Source organism: Chromobacterium sp. IIBBL 290-4 (assembly GCF_024207115.1).
In the GTDB taxonomy this organism is placed as follows: domain Bacteria; phylum Pseudomonadota; class Gammaproteobacteria; order Burkholderiales; family Chromobacteriaceae; genus Chromobacterium.
This window is the reverse complement of record NZ_CP100128.1, coordinates 4919017-4938428: the sequence shown is the minus strand read 5'-3', so window position 1 is coordinate 4938428 and position 19412 is coordinate 4919017. Positions and strand designations below refer to the sequence as shown.

Below are 19412 nucleotides of genomic sequence, written 5' to 3'. Positions count from 1 at the left end.
TCATGTCCGAGATTCAAGTTTCCCTGACTTTGCCTTCTGGTTTCCGTCTACAGGACATCCTGGCCTTTCATCGCCGCGATGGCGAACGTTTGGCCGAGCAAGTGGATGAGGATGGCCTGCGCAAGGGTTTGCTGTGGCGCGGCCAGCCCGCCTGTCTGGATTTTCGCTTCAGCCCGGGGCAGGCGCGGCTTGCCTTGGCGGTGGATGGCGAGGCGGGCGGAGCGGCGGCGGAGGCCTTGGCGAAAATGGGCCGCCGCATGCTGGGCTTGAACCAGCCGGTGGAGCGCTTTGAGCGCGAGTACGCCGCGCATCCGCAGCTCGGGCCGTTGATCGCCGCCCGCGCGGGGCTGCGGGTGCCGCAGACGGCCACGCCGTTCGAGGCGCTGGCCTGGGCCATCACCGGTCAGCAAATCAGCGTGGCGGCGGCGGTGACGCTGCGGCGGCGCATGCTGCTGTTGTGCGATTGCCGACATTCCTCCGGCCTGCTGTGCCATCCCGATCCCGCGCGGTTGGCGGTTTTATCCGCCGATCAACTGGGCGAGTCTGGTTTTTCGCGCGCCAAAAGCCGGGCCTTGCTGGCGCTGAGCCAGGCCGCCGCCAGCGGCGAGCTGCCATTGGACGATTGGCTGGAGGGTGTGCCCGCCGCCGCTATTTCCGAAACATTGCTGGCTTTGCCGGGCATAGGCCCGTGGACGGTCAGTTATGCCTTGTTGCGAGGCTTTGGCTGGCTGGATGGCTCGCTGCATGGTGACGTGGCGGTGCGCAACGCCTTGCAGCGGGTATGGGGCGCGCAGGAGCGTCCGAGCCAGGCTGAGGCCGAGGCCTGGCTGGCGCCGTTCTCTCCCTGGAGAGCCTTGGTGGGCGCGCATCTATGGGCCTTGCTGCAGGCTGGAGGGTTTTGAGGCTTGCCGCTGCGTCGTCTTTTTGACTATTTCTAATAGAACAAATAAGACGTTCAGAAAGAGGCTGCCATGCGCAGGCCCAGCAAAATCGGTTTGGTCTTGTCCGGCGGCGGCGCGCGCGCCGCATATCAGGTAGGGGTGTTGCTGGGTATTGCCAGGCTGCTGCCGGACCCGCAGCGCAATCCTTTTCCCATTATCTGCGGCACTTCCGCCGGCGCCATCAATGCGGTGGCGCTGGCCTCCGGCGCGGGCAATTACCAGCTGGCGGTGGCGACGCTGGCCAAGGTGTGGAAGCAGCTGCACATCCCGGATATTTACGATGCCAGCACCGCCTACTTCGTCAAAACCTTCCTGCACTTCGGCGTGTCGCTGCTCAGCGCCGGGCATGCCTGGCCAAATCCGCAAAGCTTTCTCGACAACGCGCCGCTGCGCGCCACGCTGTCCCAAACCATGCAGTTCGGCGCCATCGCTTCGGCGATAGATGGCGGTTATCTGGAGGCGCTGGCGTTGACGGCGTCGTGCTACACCACCGGCATGTCGGTGACCTTCTTCCAGGGCCAGGAGGAGTTGGAGGAGTGGACGCGCTATCAGCGGCTGGGCCTGCGGGAGCAGATAGGGCTGGATCATGTGATGGCGACATCGGCCATTCCGCTGATTTTCCCCTCGGTGCGGATAGGCGAAAAGTTCTACTGCGACGGTGCGGTGCGGCAGCTGTCGCCCTTGTCGCCGGCCCTGCATCTGGGCGCGGAAAAGCTGTTTGTGGTGGGGCTGGCCAGCCAAAGGCCGGACACCATCGAAAGGCGCAATATCGGCGCATATCCTATGCCGGCGCAAATATTCGGCCACCTGCTCAATAGCGTGTTCATCGACAGCATGGCGGTGGACATGGAGCGGCTGACGCGGATCAACCACACGGTTTCGCTATTGCAGAGCAATGAAGCCTTGGCGTGCCAGACCCGGCTGAAAAAAGTGGAGATTTTCCAGCTCAATCCCAGCAGATCGCTGGAAGGCATTGTTTATCGGCATACCCGTCTGTTTCCCCCCATCCTCCGCTTCATCATGAAAGGCGCGGGCGCCACGCGCCAGCGCGGCACCGCTTTGGCGACCTATCTATTGTTCGAGCCCGATTATTGCCGCGAGCTGATCGCGCTGGGTTATCGCGACGCCTTGCATCATCGGGAAGAGATCCGGCAGTTTCTCGAACTTTGAACTGCCCGGAACTTTGGCGCCGTACTAAAATCTCAGTCTTTCCAGTGGCGCCGGATGCATGCAAAATGGGTCGCGCTCGTCTGGCCGGAAGTGAGCTTGGATTGCAGCGGGCCATTTCGTCGGCGAGGCGGATGATAAGCGGTCTTCGGCGGCGCGCCGGCAGGCGGGCGCCATATCTTCCATGAGGGGGCAGGTTTTGAATTTGAGCAATAGACAGGGTTTTCTGCTGGTGGCGGCCGCTTGCGCCGGCGCGATGGGGTTTGCGTTGTTCGCGCAATATCAGCTGGGGCTGGAGCCTTGCCCGCTGTGCATTTTTCAGCGCATCGGCGTGATGGCGGCAGGGGTTTTGGCCTTGCTGGCGGCTTTGCATAATCCGGGCAGGACGGGCGCGCGCGTCTGGGGCGGCTTGACGGTGTTGGCCGCGCTGGCCGGCAGCGGCGTGTCCTTGCGTCAGCTGTGGCTGCAAAGCCTGCCCGCGGACCAGGTGCCGCAGTGCGGGCCGGGTCTGGAGTATCTGATGGAGTCTTTCCCCTTGTGGGATGTCCTGTCCCGGGTGCTGAAAGGCAGCGGCGAATGCGCCGAAATCCATGGACGCTTCCTGGGCATGACCATGCCGTTCTGGGTGGCGGTGTTCTTCGCCGGCGTGATTGTCTGGACGCTGTGGCTGGTGTCGCGCCGCCGCGCTTGAGGGCGGCCTTGCTTGCCAGTCTGAAGCCGCGTTCTGGCGGCTTTGTCGTTTTTAGCCCGCCGCGGGAACCGCCCGGTTGCGGCCTTCGCTCTTGGCCTGGTACAGCGCCTGGTCCGCCATCTCGAACAGCATGCGGCCGTCGCCGTGGCCTCGCGGAACGCGCGCGGCTACGCCTATGCTGCAGGTGACAAAGCCCGAGGGCGAGGCGGCGTGGGGCAGGGCCAGTCCTTCCAGCTTGCGGCGGAAGCGGTCCGCGGCCATCAGCGCGGTTTCCAGGCCGCAATCGTCCAGCAGCACGCCGAACTCTTCTCCGCCCAGGCGCGCCGTCAGTTCCCCGCGCCGCGTGAAGCATTGCGTCAGGGCGCCGGCGGCCTGGCGCAATATCTCATCTCCCGCGGCGTGGCCGTAGCGGTCGTTATAGCCTTTGAAATTGTCCAGATCGATGATGAGCAGCGCCAGCGGCTTGGCGTGCTTGCCATGCTTTTGCAGGGCTTTGGCGTAGCTTTCATCGAACTGCCGGCGATTGTTCAGGCCGGTCAGGCCGTCGGTGCTGGCGAGTTGCTGCAGCCGGGCGTGGCCGGCGACAAAGCGTCCCAGTCCCGCCAGCAGCAGCAGCGAGGCGGGTATGCCGCCGCCAATCCAGATGCGCGCGCCGTACAGCAAAATGGCTGAGCCGCTGGGCAGCGCCAGGCTGGCGAGCGCGTAGCCGGCGAGTTTTCTTTTGGAGCCGGAAAGTCTGGATAGCAGCCAATCGCCCAATAGCAGCGCCACGGCGGCGGCAAGGGCGCGCCAGATGGGTGGAAGGGGGGTGATGCCCTGATCCGTCAGCAGGCCGTAGGTGGCATAGGCATTGATTTCGACGCCGCTCAGCCCGAGATTGTGGGCGGAAACCGGCGTCAGGTGGCGCTGTCCCAGCCCGGTGGCGGTGGCGCCGATCAATACGATGCGCTGATTGAAGGTTTCGGGTGGCAGCCGCAGCAAGGCATCGGCATAGGATACGGTTTGATAAGGCTTGGCGCCTGATGAGAAGGGGATCATCAGCGGCTGGCTGCGTTGCCAGGTCAGCGCTGGCCTGTCCGGCTGAGGGAGCGGCGGCGCGGCGCGGCGGGAAGCGGTGTCGGCGACGGCCTGGGCAAAGCTGGGATAGCGGGGCGCGCCCAGCCCGGCGCGCAGGAAAACGCGGCGGATGACGCCATCGTCGTCTTGCTCGTAATCTGTGTGGCCCAGCGCGGCCAGGCCTTGGGTCAGCAAGGGGATGGGCCGGGTTTCGGTTAGCCGGCCTTCCTGCAGCTCGGGAAACACCGGCGACACCACTTTGCCGTTGCCGCGTATGGCTTGCGCCAGCTGCAAATCGTCGTATTCGCCGCTGGGCTCGGCCATCACGATATCCATGCCGACGGCGCGCGCGCCGCGCAGCTTGTCTAGCAACAGGGCGTGATAGGCTCGCGGCCAGGGCCAGCGCCCCAGCTCGGCCAGGCTTTTCTGATCGATGGCGATCAGGGTGATGCCGGCGTCGCCCGCCGGCGCCGGACGGAGCCGCGTCAAGCCATCGTATAGCCAGGCGTCCAGCCGAGTCTGGGGCTGCGACAGGGTCAACAACAACCCGGCCGCGGCCAGCAGAGCGGGCGTCAGTTTGGCGAGGGGGCGAAGATGGGGCGGGATCATGCCGGGTATCAGAACAGCGAACTTCCCGGCAAGGTCAGGCCGGGATGGGTCTCTTCCGCGCGGTAGCCTTCTGCATCAATCTGGATCTTGGCGTCGAATCGGCCCGCCGGCAGCTTGCTTGCCGGCCAGGCGGGACGATCCGAGGCCAGGGAGGCGATGGGAGCGTCCTGGCCCGGCTTGAACAGCTGCAAGGTGTATCTGGCTTGGGAGACAGGGTAGCGCCGGATTTGCAGATAAAGCGTTTGGCCGCTCAGCCAGCTGACGCCGTCTTCCATTCTCAGCGTTTGCTCGCCGCTGAACGGGCCGTTGCCGCCGTCCGCATCGTACATCGCCGCGCGCCAATGCCAGTCGCCGGCGCGGGGCAGGGCGATGGCCCAATCCGGGCTGTCGACTTTGACATCGAACAGCGGCTGGCTGAAATCGCCGCTGGCGGATATCTGCAGTCTGGCGGCATGCGCGCCATCCACCATCAGGCCGGGTTTGAAAATCCTGTTTTTCTGCCTGGGATTTTCGGCGGCGATCCAGAGCGGCGGATAGGGCAGGGGCTGGATGGTAAAGCTGCGTTGGCTGTCATAGCCCTCCAGACCGGCGGCGTTGAGCGCGCGTATGGTCAGCTGATAGCGGCCGCTTTGTGCCAGCGGCAAGACCAGGGAGGGCGTGTCGGTATTGCGGTCCAGCAGCGGTTTGCCGTCGTCCAGGCGGGAGATTTCGGCGCGGTAGCCTTTTTCTTCCGCTTCGGCGCGCCAACTCAGCCGCACGGGATTGAATTCCGCCGCGACGGCGAAATCCTTCAGCCGCGGGGCGGGCGGCAGGGCCATCGGTTGGCCGTCGCCCTTGCTCAGGCTGCCGAAGCCTGCCGGCACGTAAACCTCATGCGCCGCGCTTTGCACATTGACCTTGCCGCGCAGCACTTCCGACGCGGTGTTGTCGTCGGCGATGCTGCGGACGCGGAATTCGGTGCCGCGCACCGAGGTGACGGCGGAAGGCGTCTGGATCTGGTAGCGGCTGGGCATCAGCGGATTGGGGATGACCGAGCTGTTGGTGCTGCCGGCGGCGAGCTGATTTTGCGAGCGGATGGAGCCGGTGCTGGGATAGAACACCTGGTTGCCCAGGGTCAGGGTGGTGCCGGCGTTGAGCAGCAGGGCGGAGCCGTCGCGGAAACGCAGGCGCAGCATGGCGTCCTTGCCGGTGGAAAGGCGGGTGCCGCTGCCGTATTGTTGGCCGACGGCGGGGTTGAGCGAGGCGCCGTTGCGTCCCTGGATGCTGACGGGTCCGGCCATTTCTTCCAGTGTGGCGTTGGCGTCGGCTTGCTTGATCCAGGCGTAGGGAATGTTGAGCGTGCTGCCGGGCTGCAGATGGTAGGGGTTGGGCACCCGGTTCAATGCTTGAAGCTTGGGGACGTAGGCCATCGATTGCAAATGCCGGCCGGAGACCGTCCATAAGGAATCGCCATTCTGAACCTTGTATTGCCATGTGGCGCCATCGACGGCGGCTTCTTCGGCGCAGGCAAGGGGGGCGCAGAACGCAGCCAGCAACAATACGACCCGTTTCATCATGAATTCTCTGATAAGCCTTGTGAAAAGCCCGTCAGTATTGCCGCTGTCGCGCCGTTTGGCAACTTGATAACAGCATGTTTTATTTGGGATTGTTATTATTAAGATGAAAAGCAAAAAAGGCAGCCTAGGCTGCCTTTTTTGTTGGTTGGCGGAGTGGACGGGACTCGAACCCGCGACCCCCGGCGTGACAGGCCGGTATTCTAACCAACTGAACTACCACTCCGTTTTCCTGGTGGGCGGTACTGGACTCGAACCAGCGACCCCTGCCGTGTGAAGGCAGTGCTCTACCAACTGAGACTAACCGCCCAGAAAACTGTATTGCTGCTTTGAAACTGTTGGCGGAGTGGACGGGACTCGAACCCGCGACCCCCGGCGTGACAGGCCGGTATTCTAACCAACTGAACTACCACTCCGTTTTCTGGTGGGCGGTACTGGACTCGAACCAGCGACCCCTGCCGTGTGAAGGCAGTGCTCTACCAACTGAGACTAACCGCCCAGAAAACTGTATTGCTGCTTTGAAACCGTTGGCGGAGTGGACGGGACTCGAACCCGCGACCCCCGGCGTGACAGGCCGGTATTCTAACCAACTGAACTACCACTCCAACCGTAAAACTTTGGTGGGCGTTGACGGAGTCGAACCGCCGACATTCTGCTTGTAAGGCAGACGCTCTACCAACTGAGCTAAACGCCCGATATACGGGTACTGCTTTAATATGTTGGCGGAGTGGACGGGACTCGAACCCGCGACCCCCGGCGTGACAGGCCGGTATTCTAACCAACTGAACTACCACTCCAATCGTAAACTTTGGTGGGCGTTGACGGAGTCGAACCGCCGACATTCTGCTTGTAAGGCAGACGCTCTACCAACTGAGCTAAACGCCCGATATACGGGTACTGCTTTAATATGTTGGCGGAGTGGACGGGACTCGAACCCGCGACCCCCGGCGTGACAGGCCGGTATTCTAACCAACTGAACTACCACTCCAATCGTAAACTTTGGTGGGCGTTGACGGAGTCGAACCGCCGACATTCTGCTTGTAAGGCAGACGCTCTACCAACTGAGCTAAACGCCCGATATACGGGTACTGCTTTATATGTTGGCGGAGTGGACGGGACTCGAACCCGCGACCCCCGGCGTGACAGGCCGGTATTCTAACCAACTGAACTACCACTCCAACCGTAAAACTTTGGTGGGCGTTGACGGAGTCGAACCGCCGACATTCTGCTTGTAAGGCAGACGCTCTACCAACTGAGCTAAACGCCCGATATACGGGTACTGCTTTATATGTTGGCGGAGTGGACGGGACTCGAACCCGCGACCCCCGGCGTGACAGGCCGGTATTCTAACCAACTGAACTACCACTCCAACCGTAAAACTTTGGTGGGCGTTGACGGAGTCGAACCGCCGACATTCTGCTTGTAAGGCAGACGCTCTACCAACTGAGCTAAACGCCCTGAATTCCGCTTCGCTGTTGCGTTTGCGTCTCAGCGAGGAGGCGAATTAAAGCACAGGGTTTCAGCTTGCGCAAGCGATTTTATGAAGTTTTTTTCATGAATCGAAGTTTTTGAATGTTTACTCCAATTTTTTGTCGTTTTGCCGGCCTGCCGGGTGACGGTTTCTCCGTGGCTCATGTATCATGCGTCGATTAAGGTTTGACGGATGATGTGAAGAATGAAGCCGACCTTTCTCGATTTTGAGCAGCCGATTGCCGAGCTCGAGAACAAGATTGAAGAGCTGCGATTCGTGCAGGATGACTCGGTGCTGGATATCTCCGAGGAGATCGCCCGCCTGCAGAAGAAAAGCCAGGAACTGACCAAGACGCTGTACGCCAAGCTGACGCCGTCGCAGATCGCCATGGTGGCGCGTCACCCGCAGCGTCCTTATACACTCGACTATATACAAGCGATCTTCACCGATTTCGAAGAGCTGCACGGCGACCGCGCCTTTGCAGACGATGCCGCCATTGTTGGCGGCCTGGCCCGTTTCAACGGCCAGTCGGTGATGGTGATCGGCCAGCAAAAAGGCCGCGACACCAAAGAGAAGATCCGCCGCAACTTCGGCATGCCGCACCCGGAAGGCTATAGAAAGGCTCTGCGCCTGATGAAGCTGGCCGAAAAGTTCGGCATTCCGGTGATCACCTTCGTCGACACCACCGGCGCTTGGCCGGGCATAGGCGCGGAAGAGCGCGGCCAGTCCGAGGCGATCGGCCGCAATCTCTATGAGATGACCCGCCTGCGCGTGCCCATCATCGTCACGGTGATAGGCGAGGGCGGTTCCGGCGGCGCGCTGGCCATCGCTGTTGGCGATCAGGTCAATATGCTGCAATACGCCACCTATTCGGTGATTTCGCCGGAAGGCTGCGCTTCCATTCTGTGGAAGACGGCGGAACGGGCGTCCGACGCCGCCGAGGCGCTGGGCATCACCGCGCCGCGCCTGAAGACGCTGGGCTTGGTCGATCGCGTGGTGACCGAACCGGTGGGCGGCGCCCATCGCGATCATGCGCAGATGATGACCACGATGAAGCGCGTATTGCAGGAAGAGCTGAAAGAAGCGCAGAACAAGAGCATCGAGGAGCTGTTGAAGCTCCGCTTTGACCGGTTGATGAGTTATGGCCGCTTCAAGGAAGACGCAGCCTGATCTGCTGAAGCCGCTTCTTGAGCATTGGCCGGACGAATTGTCCGGCCAATGTGCTTTTGAGGTCGGCTTGTCCGGTGGACTGGATTCCGTGGCGCTGCTGTCGCTGCTGGCGCGCGCGCGCGATGTCCGGCCGGATCTGGCGGTTGCCGCCGTGCATGTCCACCATGGCTTGAGCCCCAACGCCGATGCCTGGGCCGCGCATTGCCAGGCCTTGTGCCGCGATCTGAACGTGCCTTTGCGCATCGCGCGGGTCACGGTGCGCGCGGCGCGCGGCGAAGGCGTGGAAGCCGCGGCGCGCGAGGCGCGCTACCAGGCTTATCGCGAAGGCGCCGCCCAGGTGGTGGCCCTGGCCCACCATCAGGACGATCAAGCCGAAACCGTGTTGCTGCAATTGCTGCGCGGCGGCGGGGTCAAGGCGCTGGCGGCGATGCCGGCCTTGAGGCCCTTGTCAGTCGATAAGCTGCTGTGGCGGCCTTTGCTGGACTTCACCCGCGCGCAGTTGGAGCGCTATGTCCAATGGCAAGGTCTGGCCTGGGTGGAAGACGAAAGCAACCGCGACAACCGTTACCGCCGCAATCTGCTGCGCAACGACATTTTCCCTGTGCTGGCAGCCAGTTTGCCGCATTACCGCAGCCATCTGGCGCGCGCCGCCAGCCTGCAGGCCGACGCCGCCGCGATTCTGGACGAGGTGGCTGCCATGGACATCCACGCCTGCGCGCATCCGCAAGGCCTGGATCTCGCCCGCTGGCTGGGCTTGTCATCGTCCCGTCAAAGGCAAGCGCTGTTGGGCTGGCTGGAGCGGCAGGGCATGCCTTTGCCCGAGCCCGCCGGCCTGCTTGAATTCCAGCGCCAATTGACTCAGGCGCGCGTCGAGACTTGCCCGCTATTGCCGCTGGCTGGCGGCTTATTGTTCCGATTCGGCGGCGCGATCCAGCTACTGTTGGAATCGACCCCGCCGGCGGAGGGGAGCCTGCTGCCCGATTTGAGCGGCGGCAAAGCATGCGATCTGCCCGAGTGGGGCGGCGAGCTGAGCTGGGAATGGCGCGAGCGCGGTCTGCCTGAAATGGCGCTGGCCTCGGGCCTGCGGCTGATGCCCAGAGCCGGCGGCGAAAAGCTGCCGGCCAAGGCGGGACGTCGCGAGGTCAAGGATTTGATGCGCGAGGCGGGTTTGCCGCCGCCCTTGCGCCAGCGCTGGCCCTTGCTTTACGGCGCGGACGGCGCGCTGTTGGCGGTGCCCGGCATCGCCGTCTCGCACGCCGCGGCCTCTCAGCCCGGCTGGTGGCCCTTGTGGCGGCCTTGGCCGCTGCGCAAGTGATTCCACGCTGATTAGCGCTCGGCAAACGCCGAAGCGGCGGCGGAGCTTGTCCGCCGCCGTGTCTCATTCAAGCATTCTGCCTGTCTTCACATCCAGGCCGCCTGCCCATCCAGCAGCGGCACCTTGTCTCCCAGCGCCCGCAGCGCGATGGCGTGCACCATGCCGTCCACTGTGGCGCAGCAATCCTGCAGCACGCTGACCTGATAAGGATCGGCGGCGCGCGACAGCGCGGTGTGGGTGACGCAGTTCTGCGTCATCATGCCGCCAATCAGCAGGGTATTGATTTCCAGTTTTTGCAATAGCGCGCTCAAGTCCGTGTTCAGGAAGCTGTCGGCATGCTGCTTGATCACCACCGGCGCGTCCGGCGCGGCGGCCAGTACTTGCGGGTGTATCCGCACGCCTTCGCTGTCCGGCGCGAAGAAGGGCGAGGCGGCGCTGGCGGCCACGTGCTGTACCAGGATCACCGGCATGTTTTGGGCGCGGGCCTGGGCGATGGCGCGCAGGCTGTTGTCCAAGGCGGCGGCGGTGTTGGCCAGCGGGTATTTGCCGCCGGGGAAATAATCGTTTTGCAGGTCGATGATCAGCAGGGCGGTGCGGGCTTGGGTTTGCATTTCGCGTCTCCGGTGTGGGGTGTCGATGGGCTTATTATCCTGACGGAATGCCTTGGCGGAGAGTGGCCCGAATGACAAAATACGATCATATCGGGCCATTCGGGGCAATCATGCAAAACATAGCGGTGCTGGCGTTCGAGGGCATCAGCCCTTTCCATTTATCGGTGCCCTGTCTCGTGCTGGGCGAACAAGGGGCGGACCGGGAGGTTGCCTTGACCGTATGCGCGGAACGGCCGGGCAGGGTGAGAACCAGCGCCGGTTTCGATCTGGTGGTCGAGCACGGCCTGGAGGGCTTGCGCCAGGCGAGCGTGGTGATCGTGCCCAGCTGGCCCTCGCCCGCCCAGCCCGCCGGTGAGGCGGTGCTGCAAGCCTTGCGGGAGGCCAGCGCAGCCGGCGCGCAGCTGGTGGGCTTGTGTCTGGGCGCTTGCGTGCTGGCGGAAGCCGGCTTGCTAGATGGCCGCCGCGCGACGACGCACTGGGCGTATGCCGACGACTTCGCCCGCCGCTATCCGCAAGTGGCGCTGGATCCCGACGTGCTGTATGTCGAGGACGGCGATGTGCTCACCTCGGCCGGCACCGCGGCGGCGATCGATTGCTGCCTGCATATGCTGAGGCGGCGCAAGGGCAATGAGTGGGCCAACCAGGTGGCGCGCCGGCTGGTGGTGGCGCCGCACCGGCAGGGCGGCCAGGCCCAGTTCATCGATCAGCCTTTGCCGCAGACCGGCCAGGACAGCCGCCTGGGCGCGCTGCTGGACAGGGTGCGCGCCAGCTTGCAGGCCGAGCATACGCTGGATGGTTTGGCGCAAAGCATGGCGATGAGCCGCCGCACCTTTTCCCGCCATTTCCATGCTTTGACCGGTTGCACGCTGGGCGAATGGCTGGCGCATGAGCGGCTGGCGCACAGTCAGCGGCTGCTGGAGTCCACCAACTTGTCCATGGATGAGGTTGCCGAGCGGGCGGGCCTAGGCAGCGCGGTGACAATGCGCAGATTGTATCGTCAGCGGCTGGGCGTTTCGCCCGCGGCCTGGCGGCTGGCTTTTCGCGGAGGGTAGATAGAGCGGGATGCTTGCTGGGCATCCCGTCTTTCGCGAGCGGCGCCGCCCTTTCCCCGAAAGCGGAAGGGCGGCATTTTGGCGCTTAGAAGCCTCTGAAGCGCGAGCCTTGCGCGCCGCCGGCCGGCGGCTGCGGATTGCTGGCCGGCTGGGCCGGCAAGCCTTGCTGCAGATAGCGGATGGCGGCTTCCAGTTGCGCGTCTTGTCCCTTGAAGGACGCCCAGGGCAGGTTGTCGACCTCGATATCCGGCGTCACGCCGCGGCCTTCCACCACCCAGCGTTTGTCGCCATTCTTGCCGACGACGAACTGCGGCATGCGCGCGGCGCGGGCGATGCCCTTGTCGCGGCTCCAGTTCTGGTCGCTCAGCCACATGCCGGCGCCGGCGGTGGTTTTGCCTATCAGGGTGGCGATGCCCAGCTGCTTGAGGCCCAGGGCGAAGGTTTCGCCGTCGGAATAGGTGTCGCCGTCTATCAAGGCGACGACCTTGCCGCGGAAAGCGTAAGGCGGATTGGCCATGGTGACCTTTTCATTGCCGCCCTGCCACCACACCCACACCTTGCGCAGCAGCTTTTCCAGCAGCCAGCGGTCGATATTGCCGCCATTATTGTCGCGCAGGTCCAGGATCAGGCCTTCGCGGTCGAATACCGGGTAGTATTCGCGCGCCCAGCGGCCGGCGTCGTCCTTGCCCATCGCTTGCAGGTGCAGGTAGCCGATGCGGTTGCGCGACGCCTTCTCCACCATGGCCTTGCGCTGGCCTTCCCAGGCCAGGTAGCGCAGATCGCGGTCTCGGGACAGCGATACCGGCTTGACGATGACGGTGCGAGCCGCCGCGCCGCCGCGGCTGACTTTCAGCAACACCTGCTTGCCGGCCTGGCCGCGCAGCGCGCTGGCCAGCGCGTATTCGCTGACCAGCGGCTGGCCGTTGATTTCATGGACGACGTCGCCGACGCGGATGCCGGCCTCAGGCAAGGACAGCGGCGAGCGCTCCTCCAGCAGCTCTGGATCGCCATTCCAGATTGCCGCCACCTTCAAGCCGCCGGCAACCGGCTGGAAGTCTGCCGCCAGCTGGCCCACCGGCACGTCCACGGTGGGCAGCGTGACTTCGCGCAAGCCTATCTGACTGTGCTGGATGCCTACCATGGCGGTCATTTGAGCGATGACGTCGTTCAGCTCCTGGCGCGAGGTGACCTTGTCCACCAAAGGCTCGAAACGGCGGCGGATCGCCTCCCAATCCACTTCCTTCAGCGTGGCGGTATGCACGGTGTCGCGATGCATGCGCCAGGTGTCGAGGAAGATCTGTTTCCATTCTACGCGCGGATCCAGCGGCAAGGCCCAGTCGCGCAGGTTGATGCTGTATTTGTCGGCGTCGCCGGGCATCTTGGGACCGGCCGGCACCACCATCAGCGAGGGCAGGCGGTTCACATCCTTGACCAGCAGCAGGCTCTTGCGGTCGGCGGACAGGCGGAATTCGCGCACGCCGTCGACCAGCGTTTCCGGCTTGCTGGGGGTGGGGTTGGGCGCGTCTATCTCCAGCGAAACGACCTGGCGGGTTTCGGCGTAGATATTGTCGGCGCGGGTGAAGTAGAGGCGCTTGGCGTCCGCCTGCAGACCGTCGTAATTGCCCGGCTCCAGCGGCACCTCATACAGGCGATGGCTGACGCCGCCTTCTATCTTCACCGGCTTTGGACCTTTGTCCTTGCCGCCGGCCTTGTCCTTGTCGCCGTCTTCCGCTTTGTCTTTGGCGGCTTCGTCGGTTTTGCCGGCCAATTCATCCTTGGGCTGGAAGGGCCAGCGTTCCGCGGCGCTCAGCATCAGGCCGTAGATCTTGGTTTGCTTGTTGAAATAGGCGCTGGGCTCGCGAGCGCCCCAGGGGCTGCGCACTTCCGAGTCCAGATTGCGGTCGCTGAGGAAATACAGCACTTTGCCGTCAGGCGAGAACACCGGGCTGCGCGCCGTGTAGCGGTCGCTGGCCAGCGGCTGGCTTTGATGACTTAGCGTGTCGTACAGCCACAGCCGGCTGAAGTCGTTGACGGCGTCGGCGGTATAGGTGAAGAAGCGGCTGTCCGGCGACCACTGGAAGCCGTCATAGCCGCCCTGGTCCAGCTGGCGCACCAGCCGTTTTTCGCGGGTATTGAGATCCAGCAGCCACAGCCGGCGCAGATTGTCGGTGTAGGCCAGCTTGCGTCCGTCGGGCGAGGCGTTGAGCTGGTCGATTGGCGAGGCGCCGCCATGGGTGAGCTGCTGCGCGGTTTCGCCGCCGCGGGTGCCGACGCGCCAGATTTCCTGCTCGCCGCTCTTGTCGCTGACCAGCAGCAGCGATTTGCCGTCGGCGCTGAATACCAGATTGCGGGCGCGTTGGCCGGCATCAGTCAGAATGTCTACCCGGCGGCCGGAGCCGACCGGGAAGATGGACACGTAGCCGCGCGCCTGCACCGCCACCCGGTCGCCCTTGGGCGACAGCGCCAGGTCTTCGACATAGCTGAGCGGGTTGGCGATCATCTTGGCGCGCAACTGGTCGAAATCGGAATTCAGCGCGATTTTCAGCGTGTTGTCGCTGCCGGTTTGCGGATCGAACACATGAATATCCCCGGCTCGGGTGAAGACGATGCGAACGCCGGCGGCGGTGCGGGCCAGGCTGGCGCCGCGCACTTCGAAATCCTGATAACGGGTGAGCGGGCGGCTGTCGGCGATGACGCCGTCCGCGCCCAGGCGGCCTTGCCATAGATTGAGCCGGCCGCCCTTGTCGCTGATGAAATAAGCGGTGTCGCCGTCGCACATCGGCTGGCGGCTGGTGCCGGGGTGGCCGGGGAAGGCCGGCCGGGCTTCGCGGCCCGGCTGCCAGCTCCACAATTGCTGGCGCTTGCCGCCGACATAGCCGACGACATTGTCGCTGGGCACCGGCTCGCGGGCGAACAGCGTCGGATTGCCGCGCGCGTCCAGGCAGGCCTCGGCGGCCTCGGCCAGCGGGACAGGGCTGCGCACGCCGGTTTGCGGAGAAATCAGGAACAAGCGGGTATCCGGCTTGCCGCTGTAGCGGCTGCTGGAAACCAGCACTTGCCCATCGCGGCTCCAGCCTTCCACCTTGATGCCGCGGTCGCCGTCCACCGTCAGCCGGCGGGTGGCGCCGCCTTCGGCCGGCATCACGTAGACCTCCGGCGAGCCGTCGTAACGAGCGACGAAGGCGAGCCAGCGGCCGTCGGGCGACACGGCCGGCGACGCCGCCTCGGCCGGACGGCTGGTCAGGCGCCGCGCCTGCCCGCCGCTGTAGGGCACGCTCCACAGTTCGCCATCCGCGGCGAAAACAATATTGTCCGGCCCGGCGGCGGCCTGGCGGAAATAACCCAGCTCGCGAGTGTCCACGGCGGCGGGGCCGGCAGGCAGCGGGGAGGGAAGGGCAAGCGCGTGTCCCGCGCAAGCGAGGCTAAGCGCCAGCAGGGTCAGGCGCAGGATGGGGCGTGTGGCGGTGCGGCTCAAGAATGTCTCCGAGTAGTAATCATGTTGATTGAGACATGATGCGGGAAAGTTCGATTAATGACAATGGCGTTTGTTGCGCCCCGCTGGGGAGCTTGCCACGCGGGTTCGGCGATTGAGAGCGCCAATGCAAAAAAGCCCTGGATAGAGCCAGGGCTTTCCGTTTGCCGGTATTGCGCAAGCGTTTAGAAGTCAACCTGCATGGTGACGGATGCGCTGCGCGGCGCGCCAAGGTTGTAGCGAACGGTGTCCGCCGCATTGACCTTGGACGAAGTGGGAATGCGATAGCTGGTGTTGAACATATTGCTGACGTTCAACTTCAGCGTCGGATTCTTCAGCACGCCCATATTGCCGAAGCGGTAGCCTGCATCCAGATCCACGGTGGTGTATTCCGGCACCACTTCGTCATTGGCCAGGGTGGCGAATTGCTTGCCTGTGTGCTTCACGTCAGTGCGGACATACCAGGCGCCCGGCGCGTATTGCAGCGACAGAGCGGCCATCCAGCGCGGCGTCAGCGGGAAGTCATTGCCTTGCAGTAGCAAAGGCGTGACGGTGCCGTTGTTTTTCCAATCAAGATTGTTCTTGATTTCGCTGTGATTGCTGGTAAGGGAAGCATAGGCGCTCCACCCCTTGACTGGCACGGTGCCGAGTTCCAGCTCGCCGCCCCAAGTGTGAACGTCGCCGGCGTTTATGTTGACCGATTTCTGGGTGATCGGGTCGTAAGAGCTGGCCTGGCGATTGCGGAAGTCCACATTGAACAGCGAGCCGCTGAAGGTCAGCAGGTCACCTTGCCAGCGGTAGCCCAAGTCGGTATTGACGGACGTTTCCGGTTGCACATCGTTCACCAGAACAACTTGTCCATTGATCACCTGGACATTGCCGTTGCTGCCGCTATACGCATAGTTTGGCACCGCGCGGTAGTTCTTGGTGATGTTGAAGAACATCTGCTGCTTGGGTGTCAGGAAGTAACGCGCGCCAAAACTGGGCAGGGTTTCGCGGTAAGTCTTGTTGATGGTGTAGTCGTAAGCCGCTGGACACGCGGTTTTGCCGGAACAGCCTTCATTGGCATGATTGGTGAAGTCGCGCTTGATCTGCGGCGTGCGCAGGCCGGCGTTGAAACTCAGGCGGTCATCCAGGAAGTTGAAGGTGCCAATGGCGAACAGCTGGGTGGCGGTGCTGATGGTTTCCCAGTCGCGGTACTGGTACAGACTGCCGTCCGGACGGGTGAGCAGATTGGACCGCATCCACGGATCGGAGGGGCTGCCATCGGCGTTAGTCAGGCTTTCTTGGCCGGTTTGGATATGTTGGGCGCGCTCATACCAGACGCCGGCTTGAAGCAGGTGGTTGCCCAAGCTCTGCTCCATGGTGATGGTGATGCCTGGGCGGCGGGTCCGGGTGATGGAGCTGCCGTTGACCACGATGGTGTCCAGTGTGTCACCGTCGCCATTTAAGTCTTTGGACGCGGTATTGGTGTGGGTGGCCGGATTCAGGAAGCCATTTTCCGCTTGGGTTTGTTGGCTTGTGCCACCGCCGTAGCCATACCAGAAGTAGGGCTGGATCTTGATGCGGGTGTCCGCGCTGAGTTTGAGTACGGCGTCAACCTTGGCAATCACGTTTTCAAACGGGTTTTGCTGCAGCTGATAGTAGGCTGGAGTCGGGCCGGTTTCTTTTTGAGTGGTGCCGAATTGCGGCGGCAAATGGCCGGGGGCAAAGCTGGTCGAGTTGTCGAAGTTGTAACCGGTTTGTTGCAGCTGTTGCAGCGTAGGCGTGCCGAAGGCATTGCCGAGCTGACGGTTGTATAGCACGGAGGCGTTGATGTAGCCGCCGCTGAAATCGTAGCGCACGCCGGTGTCGATGTGGTCGCGCTTCATGCCGCCGGCGCCTTTCCACTTGTCCACTTCGCTATGCGAGTAGCTCATGAAGGCGCGCGCCTTGCCGTCGGCGAACAGGCCGGTGTCGCCGCGGATATAAGTGCGCTGCAGGCTGTTGCTGCCCAGGCTTTGGGCGATGCGCACGCGGCGTTCTTTTTCCGGATCACAGGTGACAAAGCTCATATTGCCGCCGCTGGCGCCCATATGCGGGGCGTCGGTATCGCTGGAACCCTGGGTAACAGAGCCTTGGCACAGGTTTTCCAGGTCAACGAATTCCTGCGGATAGACTGCGTAACTGCCGGAGTCGTTGACCGGCACGCCGTTGATGGTGACGCCGATCTGGTCTGAGTTGAAGCCGCGTATGGTCAATGCGCCGCCGAACATGCCGGAGTTGTCCTGGCTGGAGGCATTAACGCCGGGCAGCATATTGATGCCCTGGTAAATATTGGATGTCGGGCTTTGCTTCTCCAGCGCGGCCTTGTTGACGTCGCTTCGCGCGCGCGCGCCATCTTGCTGTTGCAGCAACCCCACGCCCAGCTTGTCGCCGGCACCGGTAATGGTCACTTTCTCCAACTGCCCGTCATCAGCTTGGGCGGCGGGGCTGCCCAGCGCGACCAGCACGGCGAACGCCAACGGTTGCAGATAAAAATTGTGTTTCATTCTATTTTTCCTGTTTTGAGCCAGACTTGCTTAATATTGATGCGTTTGTTCTTTTTCGCGTGCGGCCGGACTCCTGCCTGCAAGGCGGCAATCGGGAGTGGCGCAAGGCGGAAATAGGAGTCAGCGAGGCGGCGATGAGACCGAGGAGCGGCGCTACGGGCTCATGGCTACATGTTGTTCTGCTTGAAATGCGGTGTTGGACGCATTGGCTGCGTTCATGGCGACATTTCAGCCTGGATCGACATATTTTGCCTTGAAAGTACTTTTGAAGCGGCAAATCTAGTTTATTGTCATTTCATTTTCAAGAAACACATATTGCAAAAATAATAAAGAAATATGTCTTTACATGAAATTCTCTGGGCTATTGCAAGTAAGTTGTGTTTTGTTTTTTATTCTGATGAAGATTCTTTATCTACACATAAAATTAATTTCCAATAAAATCAAAAATATAAATTTAATTCTTATGGAATTAAATTTCCGAGCGACTGGAATTCCCTTCAGATAGAGGGCGCGGGCGAAACTCACTGTCGGCGCCGTGGCAGCTTGCTCTGCCGTGATCGTTTGCCAAGAAAACGACACTGTCGCCGCTTGATAAGCGAACGTTTGTTTGTGGTGCGGTGGAAAGCGTCGGCATGCGGTGTGAGAGCTCTCTCTTGGGCAGGCATCTGCTTTTGGCGTAATTTTCGCGCGCGGCGAGCCAGGCAAGACGGCCTGGCAGGCGGGACGTCATCCGGGCCGCCGTCCATGGTGGCCGGTGAAGGCGAGATCGTGGCTGGCTGGCAGTCGTTGCTTGTTTCTCAATGAATGGATGAAATAGCCCTGAGCTTGATAATTCCATGGCATTAAACGCTAATTTCAATTGAAAATAATTATCAATCGTATTAATGTGTTTGGCATGGAAGATTGTCAAGGCGCAGGACGGTATGTCAGGCGCGGCTGAGCGCTTGATGGCGCGAGTCGGCCATTTCGCCAGGCGGCGGGCCGCCGGATATCGGAGCAGGGGAGAGGGATGACACTGAATATGGCCTTGGCGGCGATAGCCGGCTGGCTGCCGAGTTTGGATGGGCGAATCGGGCAAGCGCAACCGGAGGATATCGTCGCGGGCGGCAGCGCCGATCTGCTGGAGCCCTTGCTGCGCCATTGGCAAGTGGCGCATCCTGAGGCCGGTCCGCATTACTGGGCCGCGCGCAGTTGGGCGATGCTGGTGTGGCAACCCCTCTATCTGGCGGTGCTGGCCACCCATGGCTGCGGCTTGATGCCGCGTCTTGCCGGCATGAGCCAGCGTTTGCGAGAGGGCGTGGTCAGTGGATTCTGTTTGCGCGATGCGGCGCCGATATCAGGCAGCGAGCAGGGCTTGATCGACGCGGCAGCCGAGGAGTGCCGGCTTTTGTGTACGACGCTGTTCGCATCGTTTAGTGCCAAGCAAAAACTGCATCCCAAGCTGGCAGGGCGCTTTCAGGCCGATTTCCTGGTGGCGGCGGTGCTGCATTTTGGCCAAAACCACGCGGGCTGGGGCCTGGAGCGTATCGAAAAAACGGCACAGCGCTGGTTGGCCGCTTTCCATTTGGAAGGCGCCTGCGATCTGGTGAGGGTGCCGCTGGCTGATGGAACGGAAAAACTGGCCTTGGCGCGCAAGGCTTGCTGCCAGAGCTTCCGTTGCCGCGATGGCGAGTGGTGCAGCAGTTGCCCAAAATTGAAGGCGGAGCAGAGGTTGGCGCGTCTTCGGCAAGAGTTGGAAGCGTGCTGAAACAGCGCTGGCGGCAAGATCTATGC

At 62.6% G+C, this 19412-nt stretch carries 12 protein-coding genes and 14 tRNA genes; 7 read left to right on the top strand and 19 right to left on the bottom strand.

What is annotated here, in order from left to right; translation table 11 throughout:
• Positions 1-2 precede the first annotated feature (2 nt).
• From NKT35_RS23260 to NKT35_RS23250, 3 genes are all read left to right on the top strand, one after another.
• Positions 3-902, top strand: a complete 900-nt coding sequence (locus tag NKT35_RS23260; RefSeq protein WP_254297639.1) for a DNA-3-methyladenine glycosylase 2 — start codon at positions 3-5, stop codon at positions 900-902.
• A 69-nt stretch (positions 903-971) separates the two neighbouring features.
• Positions 972-2111, top strand: coding sequence for a patatin-like phospholipase family protein (locus NKT35_RS23255; protein WP_254297638.1), 1140 nt, complete (start codon positions 972-974; stop codon positions 2109-2111).
• A 202-nt stretch (positions 2112-2313) separates the two neighbouring features.
• On the top strand, positions 2314-2799 hold the full coding sequence (locus NKT35_RS23250) for a disulfide bond formation protein B (protein WP_254297637.1): 486 nt from the start codon (positions 2314-2316) through the stop codon (positions 2797-2799).
• A gap of 51 nt (positions 2800-2850) precedes the next feature.
• On the opposite strand, the gene NKT35_RS23245 is transcribed toward NKT35_RS23250, so the two are convergent.
• From NKT35_RS23245 to NKT35_RS23170, 16 genes are all read right to left on the bottom strand, one after another.
• Positions 2851-4464, bottom strand: a complete 1614-nt coding sequence (locus NKT35_RS23245) for a CHASE2 domain-containing protein (RefSeq protein ID WP_254297636.1) — start codon at positions 4462-4464, stop codon at positions 2851-2853.
• A gap of 8 nt (positions 4465-4472) precedes the next feature.
• On the bottom strand, positions 4473-6020 hold the full coding sequence (locus tag NKT35_RS23240) for a FecR domain-containing protein (protein WP_254297635.1): 1548 nt from the start codon (positions 6018-6020) through the stop codon (positions 4473-4475).
• Positions 6021-6166: 146 nt separating this feature from the next.
• Positions 6167-6243 (bottom strand) — tRNA-Asp (locus NKT35_RS23235).
• Positions 6244-6250: 7 nt separating this feature from the next.
• Positions 6251-6327: transfer RNA gene (locus tag NKT35_RS23230), tRNA-Val, on the bottom strand.
• 29 nt (positions 6328-6356) lie between these two features.
• Positions 6357-6433, bottom strand: a tRNA-Asp gene (locus NKT35_RS23225).
• A gap of 6 nt (positions 6434-6439) precedes the next feature.
• Positions 6440-6516 (bottom strand) — tRNA-Val (locus tag NKT35_RS23220).
• 29 nt (positions 6517-6545) lie between these two features.
• Positions 6546-6622: transfer RNA gene (locus tag NKT35_RS23215), tRNA-Asp, on the bottom strand.
• A gap of 13 nt (positions 6623-6635) precedes the next feature.
• Positions 6636-6711, bottom strand: a tRNA-Val gene (locus tag NKT35_RS23210).
• Between the two features lie 26 nt (positions 6712-6737).
• Positions 6738-6814, bottom strand: a tRNA-Asp gene (locus NKT35_RS23205).
• Positions 6815-6826: 12 nt separating this feature from the next.
• A tRNA-Val gene (locus NKT35_RS23200) sits at positions 6827-6902 on the bottom strand.
• A 26-nt stretch (positions 6903-6928) separates the two neighbouring features.
• A tRNA-Asp gene (locus NKT35_RS23195) sits at positions 6929-7005 on the bottom strand.
• Between the two features lie 12 nt (positions 7006-7017).
• Positions 7018-7093 (bottom strand) — tRNA-Val (locus tag NKT35_RS23190).
• A gap of 25 nt (positions 7094-7118) precedes the next feature.
• A tRNA-Asp gene (locus tag NKT35_RS23185) sits at positions 7119-7195 on the bottom strand.
• A 13-nt stretch (positions 7196-7208) separates the two neighbouring features.
• Positions 7209-7284: transfer RNA gene (locus tag NKT35_RS23180), tRNA-Val, on the bottom strand.
• A 25-nt stretch (positions 7285-7309) separates the two neighbouring features.
• Positions 7310-7386 (bottom strand) — tRNA-Asp (locus tag NKT35_RS23175).
• 13 nt (positions 7387-7399) lie between these two features.
• A tRNA-Val gene (locus NKT35_RS23170) sits at positions 7400-7475 on the bottom strand.
• A gap of 217 nt (positions 7476-7692) precedes the next feature.
• Here NKT35_RS23170 and NKT35_RS23165 point away from each other — a divergent pair.
• Both NKT35_RS23165 and tilS read left to right on the top strand, forming a co-directional pair.
• Positions 7693-8658, top strand: a complete 966-nt coding sequence (locus NKT35_RS23165) for an acetyl-CoA carboxylase carboxyltransferase subunit alpha (protein ID WP_254297634.1) — start codon at positions 7693-7695, stop codon at positions 8656-8658.
• On the top strand, positions 8630-9973 hold the full coding sequence (gene tilS / locus NKT35_RS23160) for a tRNA lysidine(34) synthetase TilS (RefSeq protein WP_254297633.1): 1344 nt from the start codon (positions 8630-8632) through the stop codon (positions 9971-9973). The genes NKT35_RS23165 and tilS overlap by 29 nt, the downstream gene beginning before the upstream one ends.
• A gap of 86 nt (positions 9974-10059) precedes the next feature.
• Here the strand turns inward: tilS and NKT35_RS23155 are convergent, their stop codons facing one another.
• Positions 10060-10584, bottom strand: a complete 525-nt coding sequence (locus NKT35_RS23155) for a cysteine hydrolase family protein (RefSeq protein ID WP_254297632.1) — start codon at positions 10582-10584, stop codon at positions 10060-10062.
• Between the two features lie 110 nt (positions 10585-10694).
• On the opposite strand from NKT35_RS23155, the gene NKT35_RS23150 reads away from it, so the two are divergent.
• The gene (locus NKT35_RS23150; RefSeq protein ID WP_254297631.1) at positions 10695-11636 is read left to right on the top strand and encodes a GlxA family transcriptional regulator; all 942 of its coding nucleotides are present in this window, start codon (positions 10695-10697) and stop codon (positions 11634-11636) included.
• Between the two features lie 85 nt (positions 11637-11721).
• On the opposite strand, the gene NKT35_RS23145 is transcribed toward NKT35_RS23150, so the two are convergent.
• The gene (locus tag NKT35_RS23145; RefSeq protein WP_254297630.1) at positions 11722-15111 is read right to left on the bottom strand and encodes a S41 family peptidase; all 3390 of its coding nucleotides are present in this window, start codon (positions 15109-15111) and stop codon (positions 11722-11724) included.
• Positions 15112-15293: 182 nt separating this feature from the next.
• Positions 15294-17639, bottom strand: a complete 2346-nt coding sequence (locus tag NKT35_RS23140) for a TonB-dependent receptor (protein WP_254297629.1) — start codon at positions 17637-17639, stop codon at positions 15294-15296.
• Positions 17640-18648: 1009 nt separating this feature from the next.
• Here NKT35_RS23140 and NKT35_RS23135 point away from each other — a divergent pair.
• Positions 18649-19386 carry a siderophore ferric iron reductase gene (locus NKT35_RS23135; protein ID WP_254297628.1) on the top strand — a complete coding sequence of 246 codons (738 nt, stop codon included), beginning with the start codon at positions 18649-18651 and terminating at the stop codon, positions 19384-19386.
• The last annotated feature ends 26 nt before the right edge of the window (positions 19387-19412 follow it).

Excerpts from the sequence above, each read along its gene's own strand:
- NKT35_RS23260 (WP_254297639.1), top strand. The coding sequence starts at position 3 with ATGTCCGAGATTCAAGTTTCCCTGACTTTGCCTTCTGGTTTCCGTCTA.
- NKT35_RS23255 (WP_254297638.1), top strand. The coding sequence starts at position 972 with ATGCGCAGGCCCAGCAAAATCGGTTTGGTCTTGTCCGGCGGCGGCGCG.
- NKT35_RS23245 (WP_254297636.1), bottom strand. The coding sequence starts at position 4,464 with ATGATCCCGCCCCATCTTCGCCCCCTCGCCAAACTGACGCCCGCTCTG.
- NKT35_RS23240 (WP_254297635.1), bottom strand. The coding sequence starts at position 6,020 with ATGATGAAACGGGTCGTATTGTTGCTGGCTGCGTTCTGCGCCCCCCTT.
- NKT35_RS23165 (WP_254297634.1), top strand. The coding sequence starts at position 7,693 with ATGAAGCCGACCTTTCTCGATTTTGAGCAGCCGATTGCCGAGCTCGAG.
- tilS (WP_254297633.1), top strand. The coding sequence starts at position 8,630 with ATGGCCGCTTCAAGGAAGACGCAGCCTGATCTGCTGAAGCCGCTTCTT.
- NKT35_RS23155 (WP_254297632.1), bottom strand. The coding sequence starts at position 10,584 with ATGCAAACCCAAGCCCGCACCGCCCTGCTGATCATCGACCTGCAAAAC.
- NKT35_RS23150 (WP_254297631.1), top strand. The coding sequence starts at position 10,695 with ATGCAAAACATAGCGGTGCTGGCGTTCGAGGGCATCAGCCCTTTCCAT.
- NKT35_RS23140 (WP_254297629.1), bottom strand. The coding sequence starts at position 17,639 with ATGAAACACAATTTTTATCTGCAACCGTTGGCGTTCGCCGTGCTGGTC.
- NKT35_RS23135 (WP_254297628.1), top strand. The coding sequence starts at position 18,649 with ATGACACTGAATATGGCCTTGGCGGCGATAGCCGGCTGGCTGCCGAGT.